Source organism: Neobacillus mesonae, assembly GCF_001636315.1.
In the GTDB taxonomy this organism is placed as follows: Bacteria; Bacillota; Bacilli; order Bacillales; family Cytobacillaceae; genus Neobacillus; species Neobacillus mesonae.
Window position 1 is genome coordinate 300,957 of the sequence record NZ_KV440949.1, and the last position, 17,401, is coordinate 318,357.

Here is a 17,401-nt window from a genome sequence, read left to right on the forward strand (position 1 = left end):
TGACTAACATTCTTCAAACAATTGCCTTTTTAAAATACTTCCCCTATATTTCAATCTGAAAAAGTAGTTTATTTATTGTAAAATGATTAAAAAACACCATAATAAGGCCTTTGACTTGTCGCATGATGAACCCATCTTATCATGGTAATAAAATCATACACTGGAAGCCTAACTGCCTTTTGTACATCTGCAGCATATGGGGGCATATCACTGCACTCCAGCAGGATCGCTCCAATGTCAGAGTTATCTTCAACTAAGGTGATAGCTGCCTTTACTACCTCCTGTCTGACTTTTTCATTATCAAATGACCCCCTGTTTTCAAGTATTGCGGAAAATTCTGGCTCTTGACTTAAATCTGATATGATTAAATTACTCGTGTCAGTGATCCCGCAGCTGCTAAATAAGCTTTCAGTTAATCCAGCTGCATAAGCGGTTAATATACCGATTTTTTGGCCAGGTTTTAATCCTGTTTTGATCCAAGGAACTTGAATCATACTTGAAAGATACACAGGTATGGCAACAGCTGTTGCTACTTTATCCTGGAAGTTTCCAAAAAAACCGCATGCTGCGCAAATAGCCCGCGCACCTTCGTCCTCTAATTCCTTAGCTGCTTTAATAATACTTTCTAACAAAGCTAAGTCCCCTGAAAGAAGATTTGACGTATGGCAATCTGGCACTACTTTTAATCTCACAGGAAAGTCATAGGTTTCAAGATTGGCAACGTTCCCAGGAATGACAGGATACCAGCAAGCATCCAAATATAAAATTCCAACTGAATAACCAGTAACATATTGGCCTTTTTTCTGGATAATAATATTACTATTCTTTTTTTCTGACCCAATATAATTGTATTCCAATTTTGAATCCCTTTTTTTTGTAGTCAATTCTACTCATCTCCTTTTTTAAAACTTCAACTAATAAATAGCATCCTCAATAATAAGTTGTTTTTCTGCAAAGCGCTCTACCCTTAATGGTGTTAAATCAATTGTTTCATATTTACCCGTACGAATAAGTTCTGAAAGACACTTTCCGACAGCAGGGGCCTGTTGCATTCCATGGCCGCTGAATCCGAAGGCAACAAAATATCCTTTCATGTTTGGATATTCACCTAAAATTGCATTATGGTCTACTGTGTTAAAATCGTATAAGCCTGACCATCCTCTTTCAATTTTAGCATTCTCAAAGTTTTTAATTCGGTTGGCAAGTACCGGCCAAATATGTTCAACAAATGCAGATCTCCTCCATTTAAAATCGATTCCCGGCTCAATTTCCTCCGCATAGCCTGAAATAAACTTCTCACCTTCATGCCGAAAATATACCCCTGTTGGGTCCATCGTCAATGGGAGATACTTTTTTAGTGGTTGTTTAATATCAAACTGAAAGATTTGTCTTGGAAGTGGTACAACGGGCAGGGGAAGACCAGCCTTCTCACTTAAAATAGAAGCCCAGGCACCGGCGCAATTCACTATAATCGGAGCAAAATATTCAGTTCCATCAATCAGTCTTGCCCCTTTAATAATATCTTGTTCGGTAATGAGGCTGTCAATTCCTTGATATATATACTCCGCTCCTAAATTTTTGGCATTTTTAATATAACCCTGCATAACGGAATAAGGGTCTAAATAGCCACTTTCAGCACAATAAAGTCCTCCGGCTAGATCTGTAATATTCAGTTCAGGGATAATATTTAATAAATCATTGTTTTGTAATAGCTGGGAATTGATCCCGTTCTTATTTTGCAGCTTTAAATGATTTTCAAATTTCCCCATCATTTTTTCTGTTGCCAGAAATAGGTAACCTCTCTGTTTAAAGTCAATTTCAACTTCTTCCCCGTCCATTGCCATGGTTTTAGAAAAATCCTTATAGATTTGCAAACTATATTTGCTAAGCTGCATATTGATTTCGGTTGTATATAGTTGTCTGAACCCACCTGCACTCCTTGGTGTTGAAGCAAATTCATAAAGACCATCCTTTTCGAAAACCAAAATTTTACCGGTAAAACCATCCTTTAACAGATGATATGCAATACTGGACCCTATAACCCCTCCGCCAATAATGATGATTTCTGCCCTATTTGACATCATGATTCCCCTTTCTATATTTTTATATTTCTATATTAAATGTACAAATTTCACTTATGGTTAGCTATGTGAATTTTTTACGGTAATTTGAATATTTTGAACTGTAATAATAGTTAATTTTCACAAGGGATTTTTCAATTATTAGAGAATTTATTATTAATGCCATTTCTTTTCGAAAGGAATTGAATTATATGGTCTTTTTAGAGAATATATCTCAGGCAATTGTAGAAAATACGACTAAAATTATCGGTTATCCTATAAGTATTACGGATGAGAATGGAACAATAATTGGATCAAATGACTTAAACCGTTTAGGAAGTTTTCATAAGGCCTCCATTGATGTGTTAAAGAGAAAAGAAACCATTTGCTACGAGTATGATGATGTAAGGAACCTCGAAAATGTCCTGCCTGGCATAGCAACTCCAATTATTATTAATGATGAACCTATTGGGGTACTTGGGATTGTTGGAAACCCGAGAGAAGTTAAAAAATATGCACTACTTGTTAAAAGCCATGTAGAATTAATGTGTCACGAATATTTAAAAAAGGAAATGAGGGTTCTAGAATCAAAAACACTTGATAATTTAATACATTATTTGTTGAATCCAACAACTACGGCTGACACTGAACAAATTATTAGATATGGTAAAATGCTTGGATATAATCTAGACTTGGATGTAAACCGAGTTTGTTATTTAATAGAAATCGTTATGCTTACGAATCATTTTTCCAGTCCAAATAATCCGATTCCCGAAAAATTATCCTGGCAATTTTTTCAGAATTTTTCTATTGATATATTACGAAATTTTTTGATAGAAAATAAGGAGGATTTACTTTCCTTTTTAACGTTAGAACAATTTATTTTAATCAAAACTATCAATCGTACTGAAACTGAAGATTTTTTTATCAAAAGAATGGAATATAATATAAACAGGATGACGCAATATTTACAAACTAAATATCAATTAACAGCCAGAATTTCCATGGGGAGCATTAAAAATGGTATTGACGGAATAAGATACTCCTATCAAGACTCTTTAAAGGTGCTTTCCGCCGGAAAGAAAACGAATATTTCTCCAGAAATTTATTATTATACTGACTGGGATATCATTCTCGAGCTTGTTGGGAATGAATTAACTCCCTACATAAAAAAAAGACTTTCAGAAAAAATGACTAAATTTATCCAACACCCTAATTTTCAAACCCTGTCAAGTACGTTTATAACCTATTGCAAATGCAATCTAAACATTAGTGAGACTGCCAGAATTTTATTTTTACATCGGAATTCATTAGTTTACCGGCTTGAAAAAATTAGTGAACTGACCTCTTTAGATATTACGAACTTTGAGCATTGTCTTCTTCTATACTTTGCAATTAAAAATTCCGGATTTAAGGATAAAACCACAAAACCTAAATGCTTATGAAGAACATATCTCGCCTTAGATTCCTATTTGAAAACTTAAAAGCATCTAAAATGCCGCTCAAGCTGTCGAAAAACACTCGACAGCCTTTAAATTCATTTACTCGCTTTAACAATTTTCTGCGGTAATTTTATTAATAACAACAATCCTGAAGGGATACTTTTGGAGAATACAAAGAAGATGTAAGATTAAATCGTTTTTCTAATAAAGAAAAATGATTTATAAATTTAGAAAAGAAAATTAAGCTAAGCTTACAAGACTTAAAAGAACTGGACCGCTTCACTATTTTAGGTATTACTATAGGAAGAAGAAAAAAAGAACCCAATAAATACTTGGGTTCACAGATTGTCAAGAAAGAGGTATTTTTTCTCGGCATTCTTTTTAATATTAAGTAAAATCGAGGTAAGATTTTATAGCATGAGTAATTTAAGAAAGATTGCTTCACATACGTTATCCTAGCTAGTTGTATGCAATATTTTACATCTTCCGGTAAGTTGCAGTTTACGTTAGAATGTCCATTCGCTTTTTATGACCACCGTAACCGTCCTTAGTTTATATACACCACCTCGGCATTTTTCGTTATGTTAGTCCTATCGGATATATGGATGCATTAACTTCAATTAATCGTGGTCCCTTTTCATTTACTGCCTCATTTAAAACTTGATCGATTTGCTCATTTGATTGAATTCTCCAAGCTTTCAATCCCATACCTTCGGCTACCTTGGCAAAATTCACATCGCCTAAATCCGTGCCGAAAGCTCTGTTCGGAAATTGTTTTTCTTGATGAGCCCGAATCGTTCCATAAATGCTGTTATTGATTACGACGATGACGGCGTCCAGATTGTTTCGTTTAAAGGTTTCCAAATCCCCAATTGTCATCATCGCTCCCCCATCTCCAGCAAATGCCCACACTGGCCGCTCTAGCAAGCTGGTTTTCGCCCCAAGAGCGGAAGCAATGCCGTAACCCATTGCACCGTTCACTGGCCCAAGGTATACACGGTCATCTGCAAACGAAATATAGCGAAGCAGCCAGTGGGAGAAATTCCCCGCGTCACTTGTAACAATTGCGTTGTTCCCGATCATTTCATTTAACTTGATAAAAACCATATTCAAGCTTGTCTTTTCAGCATTTCCCGCTTCTACCGTGAACCTGTTTTCAAATAAATTTCTTAAGTGTTTAGTGCGTGTTAAATTTTTCTCCCGAATGTTATTTCCTAATGCGCTATTTTCCTGGCAGATTTGTACCAAGGAGTGAAGCACTGCTAATTCAGAAGCAATATACCCGTTAAAAGCTGCATCGCCGCTTCTTCTAACGCTACCGCTATCAATATTTTTAGCTACTTGAATCCATCCATTTTACAATGTATTGTCCGGCAGTCATTAGGGAAGTCATGAAATTCACTTCAAATTTAAAAAATATACAATTAACCTGCTTCCCTTTCAGTTAAAGCTAACATGCTAGGAAATACAGGTTAATCGCTCCACTTATTTCAGTTTGAATTAATAGTTATCAATCTGCGCCCTTTGTAGCTTTCCGCTGTAATCCACGTAAATGGATTTCCATTCTGTAAAGACATCCAGCGAGGCGGTGCCGGAATCTCTGTGGCCGTTGCCTGTTCCTTTTGTACCGCCGAATGGAAGGTGAATTTCCGCTCCGGTAGTACCTGCATTCACATACACGAGTCCTGTGTCAAGATCCCGCATTGCTTGGAAGGCATTGTTAATATCAGCGGTATAAATAGCGCTCGATAGACCAAATTCTACGCTGTTATTTACCTCTACGGCCTCTTCTAAACTGTTAACGGAAATAATAGAAACAACCGGGCCAAAAATTTCTTCTTTGGCAATTCTCATGTCTGAGGTTACATCCGTAAAAATAGTAGGTAAATAGAAGTTTCCGCTGCCTAAACCTTCTTCGGCAGCAATTTTACCGCCTGTTAAAAGTTTCGCCCCTTCTTCTTGACCAATTTTCACATATTCATCAATTCGCTCAAGGGCAGAACGATTAATGACCGGGCCAACTTTTACAGATTCATCCAAACCATTGCCCATCTTTAGTTCATCGATACGGGACAGGAGTTTTTCCGTTAGGGTGTCCTTCACAGCCTCGTGAACAATAACTCGGCTTGTGGCGGTACATCTTTGACCGCTCGTACCAAATGCTCCCCATAAAATGCCTTCGACAGCTAAATCAATGTCGGCATCCTCCAATACGGTGATGGCGTTTTTCCCGCCCATTTCTAAAGAGGTTTTTTTTAATAATGCACCGGCACGGCCATTAATGGCGGCCCCTACTTCGTTCGAGCCTGTAAAGGAAATCAAATCAATGCCCGGATGGTCGACCATCGCATTGCCGACTTCACTTCCGGAACCATTGACAAGATTGATTAATCCTTTTGGCAGCCCTGCTTCTTGATAAATTTTTACAAATTCTTCAGCTACCATCGGCGTTTCAGTTGCCGGTTTCCACACCACGGCATTGCCGGCAACAAGAGCAGGAAGTGACTTCCACGAAGCGATGGCAATTGGGAAATTCCAAGGTGTAATCAGCCCAGCCACTCCAATTGGAACGCGGACGCTCATCGCAAATTTATTGCGAAGTTCTGAAGGAACGGTTTCCCCGAATAGGCGGCGTCCTTCTCCGGCCATGTAAAACGCCATATCAATGGCTTCCTGCACTTCCCCTCTGCCTTCCGCTATGACTTTACCCATTTCGCTGGTTAGAACTTGTGCAAGATGCTCTTTTCTTTCTTTTAACAAATAAGCCACTTTATATAACATTTCAGCACGTTCCGGGGCAGGAACTAAGCGCCAGGATTTTTGGGCTTGTTTCGCAGCCTGCACTGCTTGGTCCACATCTTCCTTCGAGGATTGCGTTACCTCAGCCAAGACTTGACCGTTAGCTGGATTTAAAACTGGAATAAATTTACCAGTAGAAGCTTCACACCATTCACCGTTTATGAAGTTTAAGATTTTTTTCATCTATAATCCTCCTAATTTTTAAAAAAATTAATTGATGGCAATTTTCACTTTCTCTTTAATTCTATTAACTGCTGCATTCAATCTATCACTGGCTACAGAGAGGGAAACCCGGAAATACCCTTCCCCGGAAGGACCAAAAGCAGTGCCCGGTGTAATAATGACCCCCGTTTGTTCAAGGACACTTGTCACAAATTCGGCTGAAGTATACCTATTCGGAACGGGAGCCCAAATAAAAAAGCTTCCTTTAGGCGGCTCCACTTCAATGCCGATCGATTGAAGGCCATTAAGCATGGCTGTCATCCGATCTTTATAAATTCGATTGTATTCAGCTACACAGCTTTGATCGCTGTTCAGGGCAAACGCGGCGGCTTTTTGGATCGGGGTAAACTGCCCGGTATCGGTGTTACTTTTAAGTATCGAAAGAGCTTTAATAATTTCCCTGTTGCCTACCACATATCCAATCCGAAAACCGGTCATACTGTAGGTTTTCGAAAGCGAACCAAATTCGACGGCAATTTCTTTTGCCCCTTCCACCTGAAGAATACTTGGTGCTTTGTATGAATCAAATGTCACCATGTTATAAGCGGAATCATGTGCAATCGGGATAAGATGTTTTCGGGCAAAATCAATCGCCTCTTTAAAAAATGGTAAGTCTACTGTTGCCGCAGTCGGATTCCCGGGATAATTTAGAAACATTAGCTTGGAGCACTTAAGAATTTCTTTCGGAATGTCTTCAAAGTCCGGCTGAAAATGATTTTCTTTTGTCAACGGCATGTTATAATACTGGCCGTTTGCTAGGAGCGTCGCCATCCGGTAAACCGGGTAGCTTGGGTCAGGAATCAATACGTAGTCACCTGGGTCAATTAAGGTTGGGACGATATGGGCAATTCCTTCCTTTGAGCCGATTAATGCCAACACTTCTGTTTCCGGATCAAGTTCTACCCCAAACTGCCGCAGATAAAAATCGGCAACCGCCTGCTTAAATTCAGAGCAGCCAACAAAGCTCGGGTATTTTAAATTTTTAGGGATTTGAGCCTCTTCAGCTAATTTTTCGATAATATGTTTTGGTGTAGGCAAATCCGGGTCACCAATACCTAAATCGATAATATCGATTCCCGACTTTATCATTTCTGCCTTTTTCTTATTAATTTCTGCAAATAAATAAGGAGGAATTTGACCGACTCTATCCGATGGAAAATTCACACGATCACCCGCCTTTTGAATGGATTCACAAGATTCAATTTCCATATATTAAATTTAATCGTTTTACTCCTTTATCACTATGGTTGATTTATACAAAAATAAATGCTTTTTTATGTTTTATTCCGTATGATTTTTACAAAAAAGAAACACAACAACATTAGTTTCAACAAAAAATCACCTAAAAAAATAGTTTCAATGCTACTATTAACCACAATGTATCACATATATTTAAATACCGGATTTGCTTCCCATTCCTCTTGTAAAAGTCCCATTCGAATAGAATCATAGTATTGACCATTGTAGTAACGACACTTTCTTAGCCTTGCTTCCATTGTCATGCCAAGCTTTTCACCGACTTTGATCATCCGCTCATTGCCTGACCAGGTGGTATAGCCGACACGGACCAACGGCATCGTTTGGAACAAGTGATTGATCCAAAACCGTAACGTTTTCGTCCCGTAGCCGCCGCTCCAATATTCCGATTTATAAATGACAATACCCATCTCAAGCCAGTTAGAAGGTTTGTGTTCCCAGTAATATCCCACCGTGCCGATGATCTCTCCGTTTACTTCCATAAGCCAACGGTCTTCTTGATTCACCCAATTTTCCTTTTTTGCGATGAATTCACTATATGGAATGGTTTTATGTTCAAAATAAGGTGCATCCCATTTTTTCCATTCAGGTGCGTCTTCCTTATAAATTAATTCCCATAAAATCGGCATATCTTTATCTGTTATAGGTCGTATAATTAAATCACCGTCTTGATACACTTACATGTTCTCCCTTTATTAAGATTTGAATTGTAACCTGGTAATTCCGTTTATGTAGATTAAAAAAATTGTTAATCGAATCGCATCCTTTTAGATGGTTAAAATTACAAATTCGACAATCGGTGCGGTAATTCCTACAAAATTAAAAACTATTATTTAAGTTTTTATTGTTATTATGTCTATTAAAGACAGTTTTGGAGATATTATTACTGATTTTGTCCTAAACAAGACTTATTAAAGACAGTTTATTAGATTTTTCAACCTGTTTTGTTCTCAAGAAGCCTTATTGAAGACAGTTTATATGATTTTTCAAACTGTATTGTCCTCAAGAAGCCTTATTGAAGACAGTTTATATGATTTTCTACCTCGTTTTGTCTTCAAGAAGGCTTATTAAAGACATTTTTTAAGATAACTAATGTCGTTTTGTCCTCAAGAAGCCCTATTAAAGACAATTCCCGGCCATTCATGAGGGGGTTCGTCCTTAAGGCGCACCCTATGCTCTATTCCAATTTAGACAATTTCCTAAACAAGTAGTTTCTTCTTTCTTGAATGTAATCGGAGATCACTTTTAGTTCTCCGTCAAATTTATCTATGTGGTCCCGTTTATAAGGGTCATCCAAGATAAAGGGACGGATCATTTCCAGCAGTTTTTCTACCCGCGGCATCATATATACTTGGGTAAACTGGTTACTCATGATTTCCTCAAGCAGCGTGCGGTATTGCCGGCGAAACGTGTCAACATCCAGCAGCCGTGCTGTAAGGGTATTAAAGCCTTTAATTGGAACATAATCCGCTTCCATCAATTTGCCATTTACATCCCGCCCCCATGTGGCGTCATAATCCCATGGAATGACCTCGAACAAACCCGTTTGCCCATTTCTGTAAAGGGCATAATTATGGACAAAGCCGTCATAATTGGAGGTAAAGATAATGCCAGCTACCCAGCGAAGATACTGGTTGACATTTACATATTTCGGAATTTCCCGTTCAAACTCCGTTGGCGGAATGGTATTAATTTTATAAATTAATTCCTGTAGTTGATATTCTGCTGACTTGGAATCCTTGCATTTTATTTCATAGCCTAATTTCAATGATTTCTTTGTTTCCTTATTTATATCACTCATCAGTGAAAAATTCGCATCGCCATCGACCGCATATAAAATACTGCCAGCTGGGAGATTTCTCCTTCTGATAAAATTTTCATCCACGGATTCAATTTCTAAGTAAACTCCCTCATCTTTCCCGTTTAATGTAAGGAACACGTGCCGTGACTGCGGCGCCAACACACCAATGTCAGAAAAAAAGTCGAACGACAGCTTATTTCGAATCATCGAGGGATCTTTATACTCAGCGTTTAGATGAATTTGACGGGAGCCCATAAATTTTTTGGGTTTATAAAAGGTAATCTGATAGGATTTTTTCGCAAAGTCGCGGATATGGGATCCCCGATAGCTAACATCAATCTCGAGCCGTTTCCCATCGATCCTTAACTGGGCAGGAATCGGTTCATCAATCCAAATATCCCGCTTTAGTTCCTTTAGATCGACCGGTTTAATGAACAGCTTATACTGTGGTAAATTAGCCGTCTCGTCCATTTTCCTCCCTCCCTCTTTCTATTCCTATGTTGGAAAGATATCAGGGTCACGATTTTTTTGCAATTTTTCTTTTTATAGGCTTCCGGCCCATACAAATACCTCCCTACATACGTAAAGTGATACAAGAAGAGTGAGTTTTTCCCAGTTAAGCAATATTGGCACTTTTCGTACTCCCTTTTCAAATTTATATGGAGGTGCAAAAAATGGACGAAGAAAAAGAGTTTTCCCCGGAGGAAATTCAAACTGCCGCAGAAGATGTAAGAACACGTGGGTTCGGTGATTTCATGTTTATGGATCCGAACCGTAACCGTATGACAACAAGAAGAAAGACTTCCAGCCGCCAGCGGCATACTTCTCGCAAAAGAACATCAAGCAAGCAAACTTCTCGAAAACAAACATCGAGGAAAAGAACTTCTAGGAAAAGAACTTCGCGGAAAATGGATTTATGTTGTACTGAATGGCGGAACACCGCACGCGGCAGACATCAAACGATGAGCTGTTGGAAAGACAACAATATGTGGGTATATAAATGGCGCAGAAGATAAGCCACAGCGGAGCTTTTTCCTCCGCTGTTTTTTTGTTCGATGATTATCTGTTGTGCGACGTAAAACGTAATGGCAATACAGCCGCAATAAATGCCGTCATCAAATGGCCGAAGGTAATTTCATTTATTTGAAAAATCCCACTGGCCCTTGCCAGTGGAATTCTTTTAACGTTTAGATGCCATTTCTCTCTTTACCTCGGCGCAGCGCCCTGGAGTTGGGAATAGTTTTCCGGCATTCAATAAATAATCAGGATTAAAGACATCACGAATATCGGTCTGCGCTTTGATTTCCTCATCCTTAAAAACAAAACGCATTTCTTCCTTCTTTTCAATACCGACCCCATGTTCACCAGTAATCGAACCGCCTACATCAGCACAAACTTTTAGGCAGGCACTACCCGCTTGAATCGCCTTCTCCGTTTCACCAGGAATTCGAGAGTCAAATAGAACGAGCGGGTGAAGATTTCCGTCGCCGGCGTGGAAGATATTCGCAATCCTTAGGCCGCTCTCCTCACTAATCTTTTTGATTCTTGTCAATACTTCTGGCAGCCTGCTTCTTGGAATGACTCCGTCTTGAACTAAATAATCTGGGGATATCGCTCCCATTGCGCCAAAACCAGTCTTCCGGTTTGCCCACCATCTGCCCCTTTCCGCTTCATCACGGGCAGCTTTCACTTCGCGGACATTGTACTTTCGGCAAACATCCAAAATTAACTCTATTTGGCCGTCAATTCCGGCGGCAATTCCATCAACCTCGATTAACAAAACGGCCTCTATGTCTTTAGGATGACCGACAGGGAAGGCTGCCGCTTCCACACCTTCGATTGCTGTTTTATCCATCATCTCGAGCGCTGCCGGAACAATTCCGCTTGAAATAATATCGGATACCGCCTGGCTTCCATCTTCAATTTTGTCAAAATAGGCCAGTACGGTTTGCTTTGCTTCGGGATTTTTCAAGATCCTCACCGTTATTTTCGTCACGATTCCCAGTGTACCTTCCGAGCCTGTTAAAAGACCGAGCAAATCATAGCCGGGGGTATCAGGAATGCCATTGCCGCCGATTTCAATAATCTCCCCATTTGGCAGGACAACCTCCAACCCTAAAATATGGTTCGTGGTTACCCCGTATTTCAAACAATGAGCCCCGCCGGCATTTTCAGCGACATTACCGCCTATCGTACAGGCATATTGGCTCGATGGATCAGGAGCGTAATAATATCCTTTATCGGAAATCGAATTTGTCAGCTTCAAATTTACAAAGCCAGGCTCCACGACCGCACGGCGATTCTCTAAATCTACTTCTAACAGCCGCTTCATCCGCACTAAACTGATGATGACTTCGTTATTCAACGGGATAGCGCCGCCGCTTAGTCCTGTGCCGGCGCCGCGGGCAAGAAATGGCAGATTATTCGCCGCACAGTATTTAACAATCTCGGAAACCTCCTCGGTATTCTTTGGAAAAACAACCGCCCTTGGAAGATGCCGTTCAATCGTAAACCCGTCGCAGTCATACGCTAGTAAATCTTCCTCTTTATAAAGAATCGCATTGGGGCCTGATACAAGTTTTGCGAGATTGATAATATGAATATCGTTCGTTTTCACTTTATTTCTTACCATCACGTCCGCCCCCAAGTTCCTCTTCTTTTTGATAGGCCCAGTCTAGCAATTGGATTGTATGAACTATTTTTTGATTCCTGCCATACTTTTGCACACCAACAGCCATCTGCAGCATACAGCCCGGGTTGCCCATGGAAATCATTTCAACATCATCAGGGACATTTTCCATCTTACTTTCCAGCACGGCACCGGCCATTTCTGGATTTGTCAGGTTATAAATCCCGGCACTCCCGCAGCAGCGGTCGGCATTCGGCATATGCACCATTTCCACGCCCGGGATATGAAGCAGAAGATCACGCGGTTCTTCCCTAATTCCCTGTCCATGGGCAAGATGGCAGGCATCATGGTAAGTAATCCGCGTCTTTAATTCAGCTTTTGGCGCTTCGTAACCTGTATCATAGAGAAATTTGGAAATATCCTCGACTTTTGCAGAAAACTCCTTTGCTCGTTCCTGCCACTCCGGCTCGTCATGGAATAATTCCGAGTATTCCTTTAACATACAGCCACAGCCGGCCGCATTGACAATTACCTTTTCAGCGCTTTCAAAAGCCTCAATATTTTTTTTCGCCAGCTTCCGCCCCATCTCACGGTCACCGGCATGCACATGCAGGGCACCACAGCAGGTTTGATTTTTCGGAATCACCACATCATTGCCATTGCGGGTTAACACACTAATCGTGGACTCATTGATCTCGCTAAACATGACATCCATAATGCATCCAGATAACATCGCCACTTCCCGCTTACTTTCACCCTTCGCCTTGATCACTTTTTCATTTTTATATTTTTTCCTTACAGGTGTCTTCACCTCAGGCATAATTGATTCCATTTCCACCAAATGGTCAGGCATGATGTTAATTAGACCGACTTTTCGCACTAATTTCTGCAGTCCGCTCTTTTGATAAAATTTCAGTAAACTTCCTGCAGCATGAAGCCGCTCATGGTGTGGAAATAAGGTCTCGAGGAAAAATTTGCTCGTCATTGCCTTCCAGCCAGTCAACGGCATTGCCTGTCTTACTTGTCCTCGTGCTTCTTCAATTAAGCCGCCGACATCAACACTTGCCGGGCAGGCAGTTGTGCAGGCACGGCAGTCAAGGCATTGAAATACCGGGTCAGCAAATGCTTCATTGACGAACAGTCTTCCTTCCGCAACCGATTTGATCAAATGGACGCGGCCGCGCGGTGAATGCTGCTCTTGGCCCAATTGTTCGTATGTAGGACAGGCCTCCAAACATAAACCGCAATGAACACAATCAGCCCACTTGTTTTCCTTTGGCGGGTCGCTCCATAAATAATTGCCTAAGCCTTCCTTTGTGCAGGCAGGTTTCTGTTCGATATTTGGTATCGCCATCGTTAAATTCCCCCCACAAAACGTCCGTAGTTCAGGATTCTTTTTGGATCAACTTTTGCTTTAATGCCGTCTAATAAGAAAAAATGAACCGGTTTTTTGCCCCATACTTCGATTTCGCGTCTTAATGTCAAAGGCAAATGGGTAATTACCGCATAACCACCCATATTTTCTGCGAAATTCCGTAATGTGGTAATTGCTGAAGCCACATCATCATTTGCACCGGACAAATACACTTTACATAGGCCCGTACCAAGCCCGCCATGTGCTTCTACTTTAAGATTGTAGGAATCTTGAATAAGCTGACTTTCCCTGATGACCTGCAATACATCTATATTCTTGACACCGATTTTTACAGATGCTCTTGTCGTTTGTTCACTGTCGTTTTGCCGTCCATTTGGCGGGATGTCAGCTAGGTTTTCCCAAAACTTGCGGGCAGCTAGATCTTCTAAAATAGAGATGGATGCATTCTCAGGTTTCTTTTGCTTCACATACTCCACCTGATAACGGACAGAGCTTGCAACATCCTCAAAACTAATCGCGAGTGTATAGGCGCGGTTTCCTGTTAATTTTTCTGCCAAAGCAGGATTAATCAATTCTAGTGCAATTGGTTCCATGACTGAATCTAGTAAACTGATCGTAAATGTGTGAATTTCTTTGAGGTTTCCATCTGGGAAGGATAATAGCATTAAACTTTCGGATTTCTGTACGGGGCGCAGCTTGATGGTGATTTCTGAGATGACTCCGAGTGTCCCCATTGAGCCGATAAATAATTTGTTCATATCATAGCCGGCTACATTCTTGACTGTTTTGCCGCCGGCGCGGATAATAGTGCCGTCCGGATAGATCATTCGAAGACCAATTACCATATCGCGGGCAGAACCATAACCGAGCCGTTTCGGTCCGAAATCATTGGCAGCGATTATTCCGCCAATCGTGGCCTCTTTAGGTAAAGCGGGATCTAGAGGGATCTTTTGATTGTGCTCTGCTAAAAACTCTTGTAATTCTTGAAAGGTAGTTCCGGGTTTAACGGTGACAATCATATCCCCAGGTGAATGCTCAACCACACCTTTATACTGCTCCAAAGACAGGAGGATATCGGCAGACTCTTCGATTCCGCCGAAGCCTCTTTTAGTCCCGCCTCCCATAATGTTCACTTTCATTCCATTCTCATTGGCATATTTCAGTATTCCGACGATTTCCTGTTCCGTCTTCGGAAAAACGGTTATGTCGCCATTGTTTCCTAACAGAGGACTGTTCAGGGTGCCGCCTGATATCTGTTCCTCAGCTATGAAGGAACTTAGCCCTGTTAACAATTCCGATGTAACCACGCGCCTCTCCTCCTCTTTCTTTCTTAACCTTTTAAATTTTCAGACTATGTAACTTCTAATAAAGCGGCAGAAAGATACTCTGCCGCTGGTTAAATAAAATTGGAAATAATCTATTATTATTGTATAAAAATATCCCCTTCTATGCAAGGAAGAAAAGCCAGTCTTTTCCTTTACTCAACTGTATAATCAATTTCAATCAAGTCCCATGGCGTTACAATGCCTAATGGTTTTTCTTCAGGGCGCCCATTTTCAGTAATGATCACACACTCTAATTTCTGCTTTTTCTTATGGGATTTCTCAAAGATATTTTCTACTTCAAAAATATTAATCTCCTTCGATACAAAATCGATTAGATGTGCTTTTTCAAATTTCATTATATCGGAAATACGATTGTTCGCTAAATTTACCGAACCGTTTTTCATATTCCGTGCCAGCCATTTGACGATTGAACTGGAAGTTAACAGTCCGATGCATTTATTATTTTGATAGACCGGAAATTTAGAATAACCGTGATCTTTAATGGCTGAAGTTACCTTTAATATTTTATCGCGATCATCAAAGTAAACAACATCCTTTGAGGCAATCGATAATGCATAATTTGGCTGGCTTAAAATATTGGCGATTTTTTCAATGTGGGTGACGACTTTCTCATTTGGTTCCGCAATATAAAAGCCGACCTCTATTTTTTCATGAACAATCGCATTTCTCAGTTTTGCATACTGTTCTAAATCCTTCTTAAAGGTCTCAATCACCTGATACCTTTTAGCCCCTACCTTTACCAATACTACAAATCTATCATCATTAATTTTCACAAGCCCCCGTAAGGCATCATGAACCTGATTGTATGCTACTTCAAAACGTTCGGAAAGTAGCTGTTCTTGATTTTTAACCGATTCCATGTTTCTCTCCTGCAAGCTTTTTTTATTTATTATATAACCATTTATTTCAAAGGAAAAACAAAACCTTTTTCCTCTCCCTTTTTTTCTCTTTATTTATAGTTTGTGCTTTTATTGATTCGCAATAATGGAAACGATTTTGTCCTCTATGATTTTCCCTTTGTCCTCGTCGAGTAAATTATTTAACAATACGGAGAAAATCACTCTTTGTCCACTTTTCATATCGATATATCCGGATAATGAACTAACTGTCGAAAGGGTTCCTGTCTTAGCCTTTACCTTTCCTCTTAGATCTTCAGTCTTCATTCGATACCGTAGTGAACCGCCAGTCATCTTTTCCGGTTCACCGGCTATAGGCAGCGAATGAAGATAGGCAGGGAACCAAGTCTCCTTCTGGACTGCAAACAGCAGCTGCGAAATTTGATTTGCTTGAACGCTGGTTACATGAGAGATTCCAGAGCCATCTCGTAATACCATTGTGTCGGTGTTGACCCCCAGTCTATTCAACTCTGATTTTAAAACAGATAACCCTTTCTTCCAAGAACCTTCCCCTTTCACCACTTTCCCCATTTCCTTTGTAAGGATTTCCGCATGCGTATTATTACTTAATTTCATAAACGGAACAACCAATTCTGACAAGTGCATGGAGCGGTGATTCGCAATCAATGTTGCGGTGTCAGGCACCAATCCGGCTTTAATCTTACCTTCCACCTTAATACCTTGTTCTTCCAAGGCCTCTTTAAAAAGAGTTAATGCAAAGCGTGTCGGGTCCCAGACGGCTGCCCATTCGGTAACATTTTTGGTAGTAATAGGGATTGTACCATCTACCACTAAAGTGTTTTTACCGTGTTGACGTTCGATGGTAATTTTCTTTTTCTCTTCTTTCCCGACAGTTAACGCACGGTTAATCACCTTGACATAGTCCGTGTTAGGGGTAATCTCAACAGCTGGTCGATTGCCAATATGGTCCACCGGCTTGATTTCCACCTTCACAGCACCTGCATCAAAGTCAGTAGTCGGGGAAGCTGTCAAGGCAGAAATCTGCGCACCGTAATAGGTGGTTTCATCACTCCATGGCAGATCAACGGAATAGCGGACATCATCATACCAGGAATCGTCGCCAATCAAGTTTCCAGCAATTCTTGTAATGCCCTGCTTCTTGACATCCATCGCCATTTTGTCAAAATCAGCTTTCATTAATGTGGGGTCACCTTTCCCTTTTAAATAGAGATTCCCCTTCAGGATTTTCTGTTTTATCGGGCCGTCCATATACACCTCGGTAGGAAAGGTGTAATCCGCACCGAGTACATTTAGTGCTGCGGCGGCTGTGAACAGCTTCATATTGGAAGCAGGCCGCAGACGGACATCCCCTTGATGGTTATAGATCAGTTTCCCATCTACGGCATTTCGGATACTAATTCCGGCAATCGCTCCCTGAAGCCCAGGTTCATTTTTTAATAGGGAATCCAGCTGCTGTATCCAAGTCCTATCAGTTACATTTGCATTGGCAAAAGAACCTATTGAGCAAGGGGCTAAAGATGCCAGCATGATCAATAGAAATATCGTGAAATATTTACTGCTCTTTAACAATCCTCTTCCTACTTCCTTTCCTA

14 protein-coding genes are annotated in these 17,401 nt (G+C 40.4%); 2 read left to right on the top strand and 12 right to left on the bottom strand.

Annotated elements, in window-relative coordinates:
- Positions 1-86: 86 nt before the first annotated feature.
- Together A6749_RS01390 and A6749_RS01395 are read right to left on the bottom strand one after the other, a co-directional pair.
- Positions 87-884, bottom strand: coding sequence for an aspartate/glutamate racemase family protein (locus A6749_RS01390; protein ID WP_084797598.1), 798 nt, complete (start codon positions 882-884; stop codon positions 87-89).
- Positions 885-914: 30 nt separating this feature from the next.
- Entirely contained in the window at positions 915-2,081 is a 1,167-nt protein-coding gene (locus tag A6749_RS01395) for an NAD(P)/FAD-dependent oxidoreductase (protein WP_066384018.1), read from the bottom strand.
- A 191-nt stretch (positions 2,082-2,272) separates the two neighbouring features.
- Here A6749_RS01395 and A6749_RS01400 point away from each other — a divergent pair, with 191 nt between their 5' ends.
- Entirely contained in the window at positions 2,273-3,505 is a 1,233-nt protein-coding gene (locus A6749_RS01400; RefSeq protein WP_066384021.1) for a CdaR family transcriptional regulator, read from the top strand.
- Positions 3,506-4,081: 576 nt separating this feature from the next.
- Here the strand turns inward: A6749_RS01400 and A6749_RS01405 are convergent.
- From A6749_RS01405 to A6749_RS01425, 5 genes are all read right to left on the bottom strand, one after another.
- Positions 4,082-4,750, bottom strand: a complete 669-nt coding sequence (locus A6749_RS01405) for a thiamine pyrophosphate-dependent enzyme (protein ID WP_066384025.1) — start codon at positions 4,748-4,750, stop codon at positions 4,082-4,084.
- A 252-nt stretch (positions 4,751-5,002) separates the two neighbouring features.
- On the bottom strand, positions 5,003-6,484 hold the full coding sequence (locus A6749_RS01410) for an aldehyde dehydrogenase family protein (protein ID WP_066384029.1): 1,482 nt from the start codon (positions 6,482-6,484) through the stop codon (positions 5,003-5,005).
- A 27-nt stretch (positions 6,485-6,511) separates the two neighbouring features.
- A complete protein-coding gene (locus tag A6749_RS01415) occupies positions 6,512-7,687 on the bottom strand; it encodes an LL-diaminopimelate aminotransferase (RefSeq protein WP_066400616.1) in 1,176 nt (391 codons plus the stop codon).
- Positions 7,688-7,905: 218 nt separating this feature from the next.
- Entirely contained in the window at positions 7,906-8,457 is a 552-nt protein-coding gene (locus tag A6749_RS01420) for a GNAT family N-acetyltransferase (RefSeq protein ID WP_066384032.1), read from the bottom strand.
- A gap of 500 nt (positions 8,458-8,957) precedes the next feature.
- Positions 8,958-10,052, bottom strand: a complete 1,095-nt coding sequence (locus A6749_RS01425) for a CotH kinase family protein (RefSeq protein ID WP_066384039.1) — start codon at positions 10,050-10,052, stop codon at positions 8,958-8,960.
- Positions 10,053-10,255: 203 nt separating this feature from the next.
- Between A6749_RS01425 and A6749_RS01430 the strand changes: the two genes are divergently transcribed.
- Complete coding sequence (locus A6749_RS01430) at positions 10,256-10,597, top strand: CotG/ExsB N-terminal domain-containing protein (protein WP_066384046.1); 342 nt, start codon at positions 10,256-10,258, stop codon at positions 10,595-10,597.
- A gap of 164 nt (positions 10,598-10,761) precedes the next feature.
- On the opposite strand, the gene A6749_RS01435 is transcribed toward A6749_RS01430, so the two are convergent.
- The 5 genes from A6749_RS01435 to dacB form a co-directional block, all read right to left on the bottom strand.
- Entirely contained in the window at positions 10,762-12,213 is a 1,452-nt protein-coding gene (locus A6749_RS01435; protein WP_066384048.1) for an FAD-linked oxidase C-terminal domain-containing protein, read from the bottom strand.
- Positions 12,200-13,564 (bottom strand): (Fe-S)-binding protein, encoded by a 1,365-nt coding sequence (locus A6749_RS01440; RefSeq protein WP_066384051.1) that lies wholly within the window; start codon positions 13,562-13,564, stop codon positions 12,200-12,202. The genes A6749_RS01435 and A6749_RS01440 overlap by 14 nt, the downstream gene beginning before the upstream one ends.
- A 2-nt stretch (positions 13,565-13,566) precedes the next feature.
- Positions 13,567-14,892, bottom strand: a complete 1,326-nt coding sequence (locus A6749_RS01445; protein WP_066384054.1) for an FAD-binding oxidoreductase — start codon at positions 14,890-14,892, stop codon at positions 13,567-13,569.
- A gap of 170 nt (positions 14,893-15,062) precedes the next feature.
- Positions 15,063-15,791, bottom strand: a complete 729-nt coding sequence (locus A6749_RS01450) for a CBS domain-containing protein (protein WP_066384057.1) — start codon at positions 15,789-15,791, stop codon at positions 15,063-15,065.
- Between the two features lie 108 nt (positions 15,792-15,899).
- Positions 15,900-17,378, bottom strand: coding sequence for a D-alanyl-D-alanine carboxypeptidase/D-alanyl-D-alanine endopeptidase (gene dacB, locus A6749_RS01455; protein WP_236719612.1), 1,479 nt, complete (start codon positions 17,376-17,378; stop codon positions 15,900-15,902).
- Between the last annotated feature and the right edge of the window lie 23 nt (positions 17,379-17,401).

Bases quoted from the DNA above. Each gene is read 5' to 3' on its own strand.
- A6749_RS01430 (WP_066384046.1), top strand. From the start codon at position 10,256: ATGGACGAAGAAAAAGAGTTTTCCCCGGAGGAAATTCAAACTGCCGCA.
- A6749_RS01450 (WP_066384057.1), bottom strand. From the start codon at position 15,791: ATGGAATCGGTTAAAAATCAAGAACAGCTACTTTCCGAACGTTTTGAA.
- A6749_RS01395 (WP_066384018.1), bottom strand. From the start codon at position 2,081: ATGTCAAATAGGGCAGAAATCATCATTATTGGCGGAGGGGTTATAGGG.
- A6749_RS01425 (WP_066384039.1), bottom strand. From the start codon at position 10,052: ATGGACGAGACGGCTAATTTACCACAGTATAAGCTGTTCATTAAACCG.
- A6749_RS01440 (WP_066384051.1), bottom strand. From the start codon at position 13,564: ATGGCGATACCAAATATCGAACAGAAACCTGCCTGCACAAAGGAAGGC.
- A6749_RS01410 (WP_066384029.1), bottom strand. From the start codon at position 6,484: ATGAAAAAAATCTTAAACTTCATAAACGGTGAATGGTGTGAAGCTTCT.
- A6749_RS01435 (WP_066384048.1), bottom strand. From the start codon at position 12,213: ATGGTAAGAAATAAAGTGAAAACGAACGATATTCATATTATCAATCTC.
- A6749_RS01400 (WP_066384021.1), top strand. From the start codon at position 2,273: ATGGTCTTTTTAGAGAATATATCTCAGGCAATTGTAGAAAATACGACT.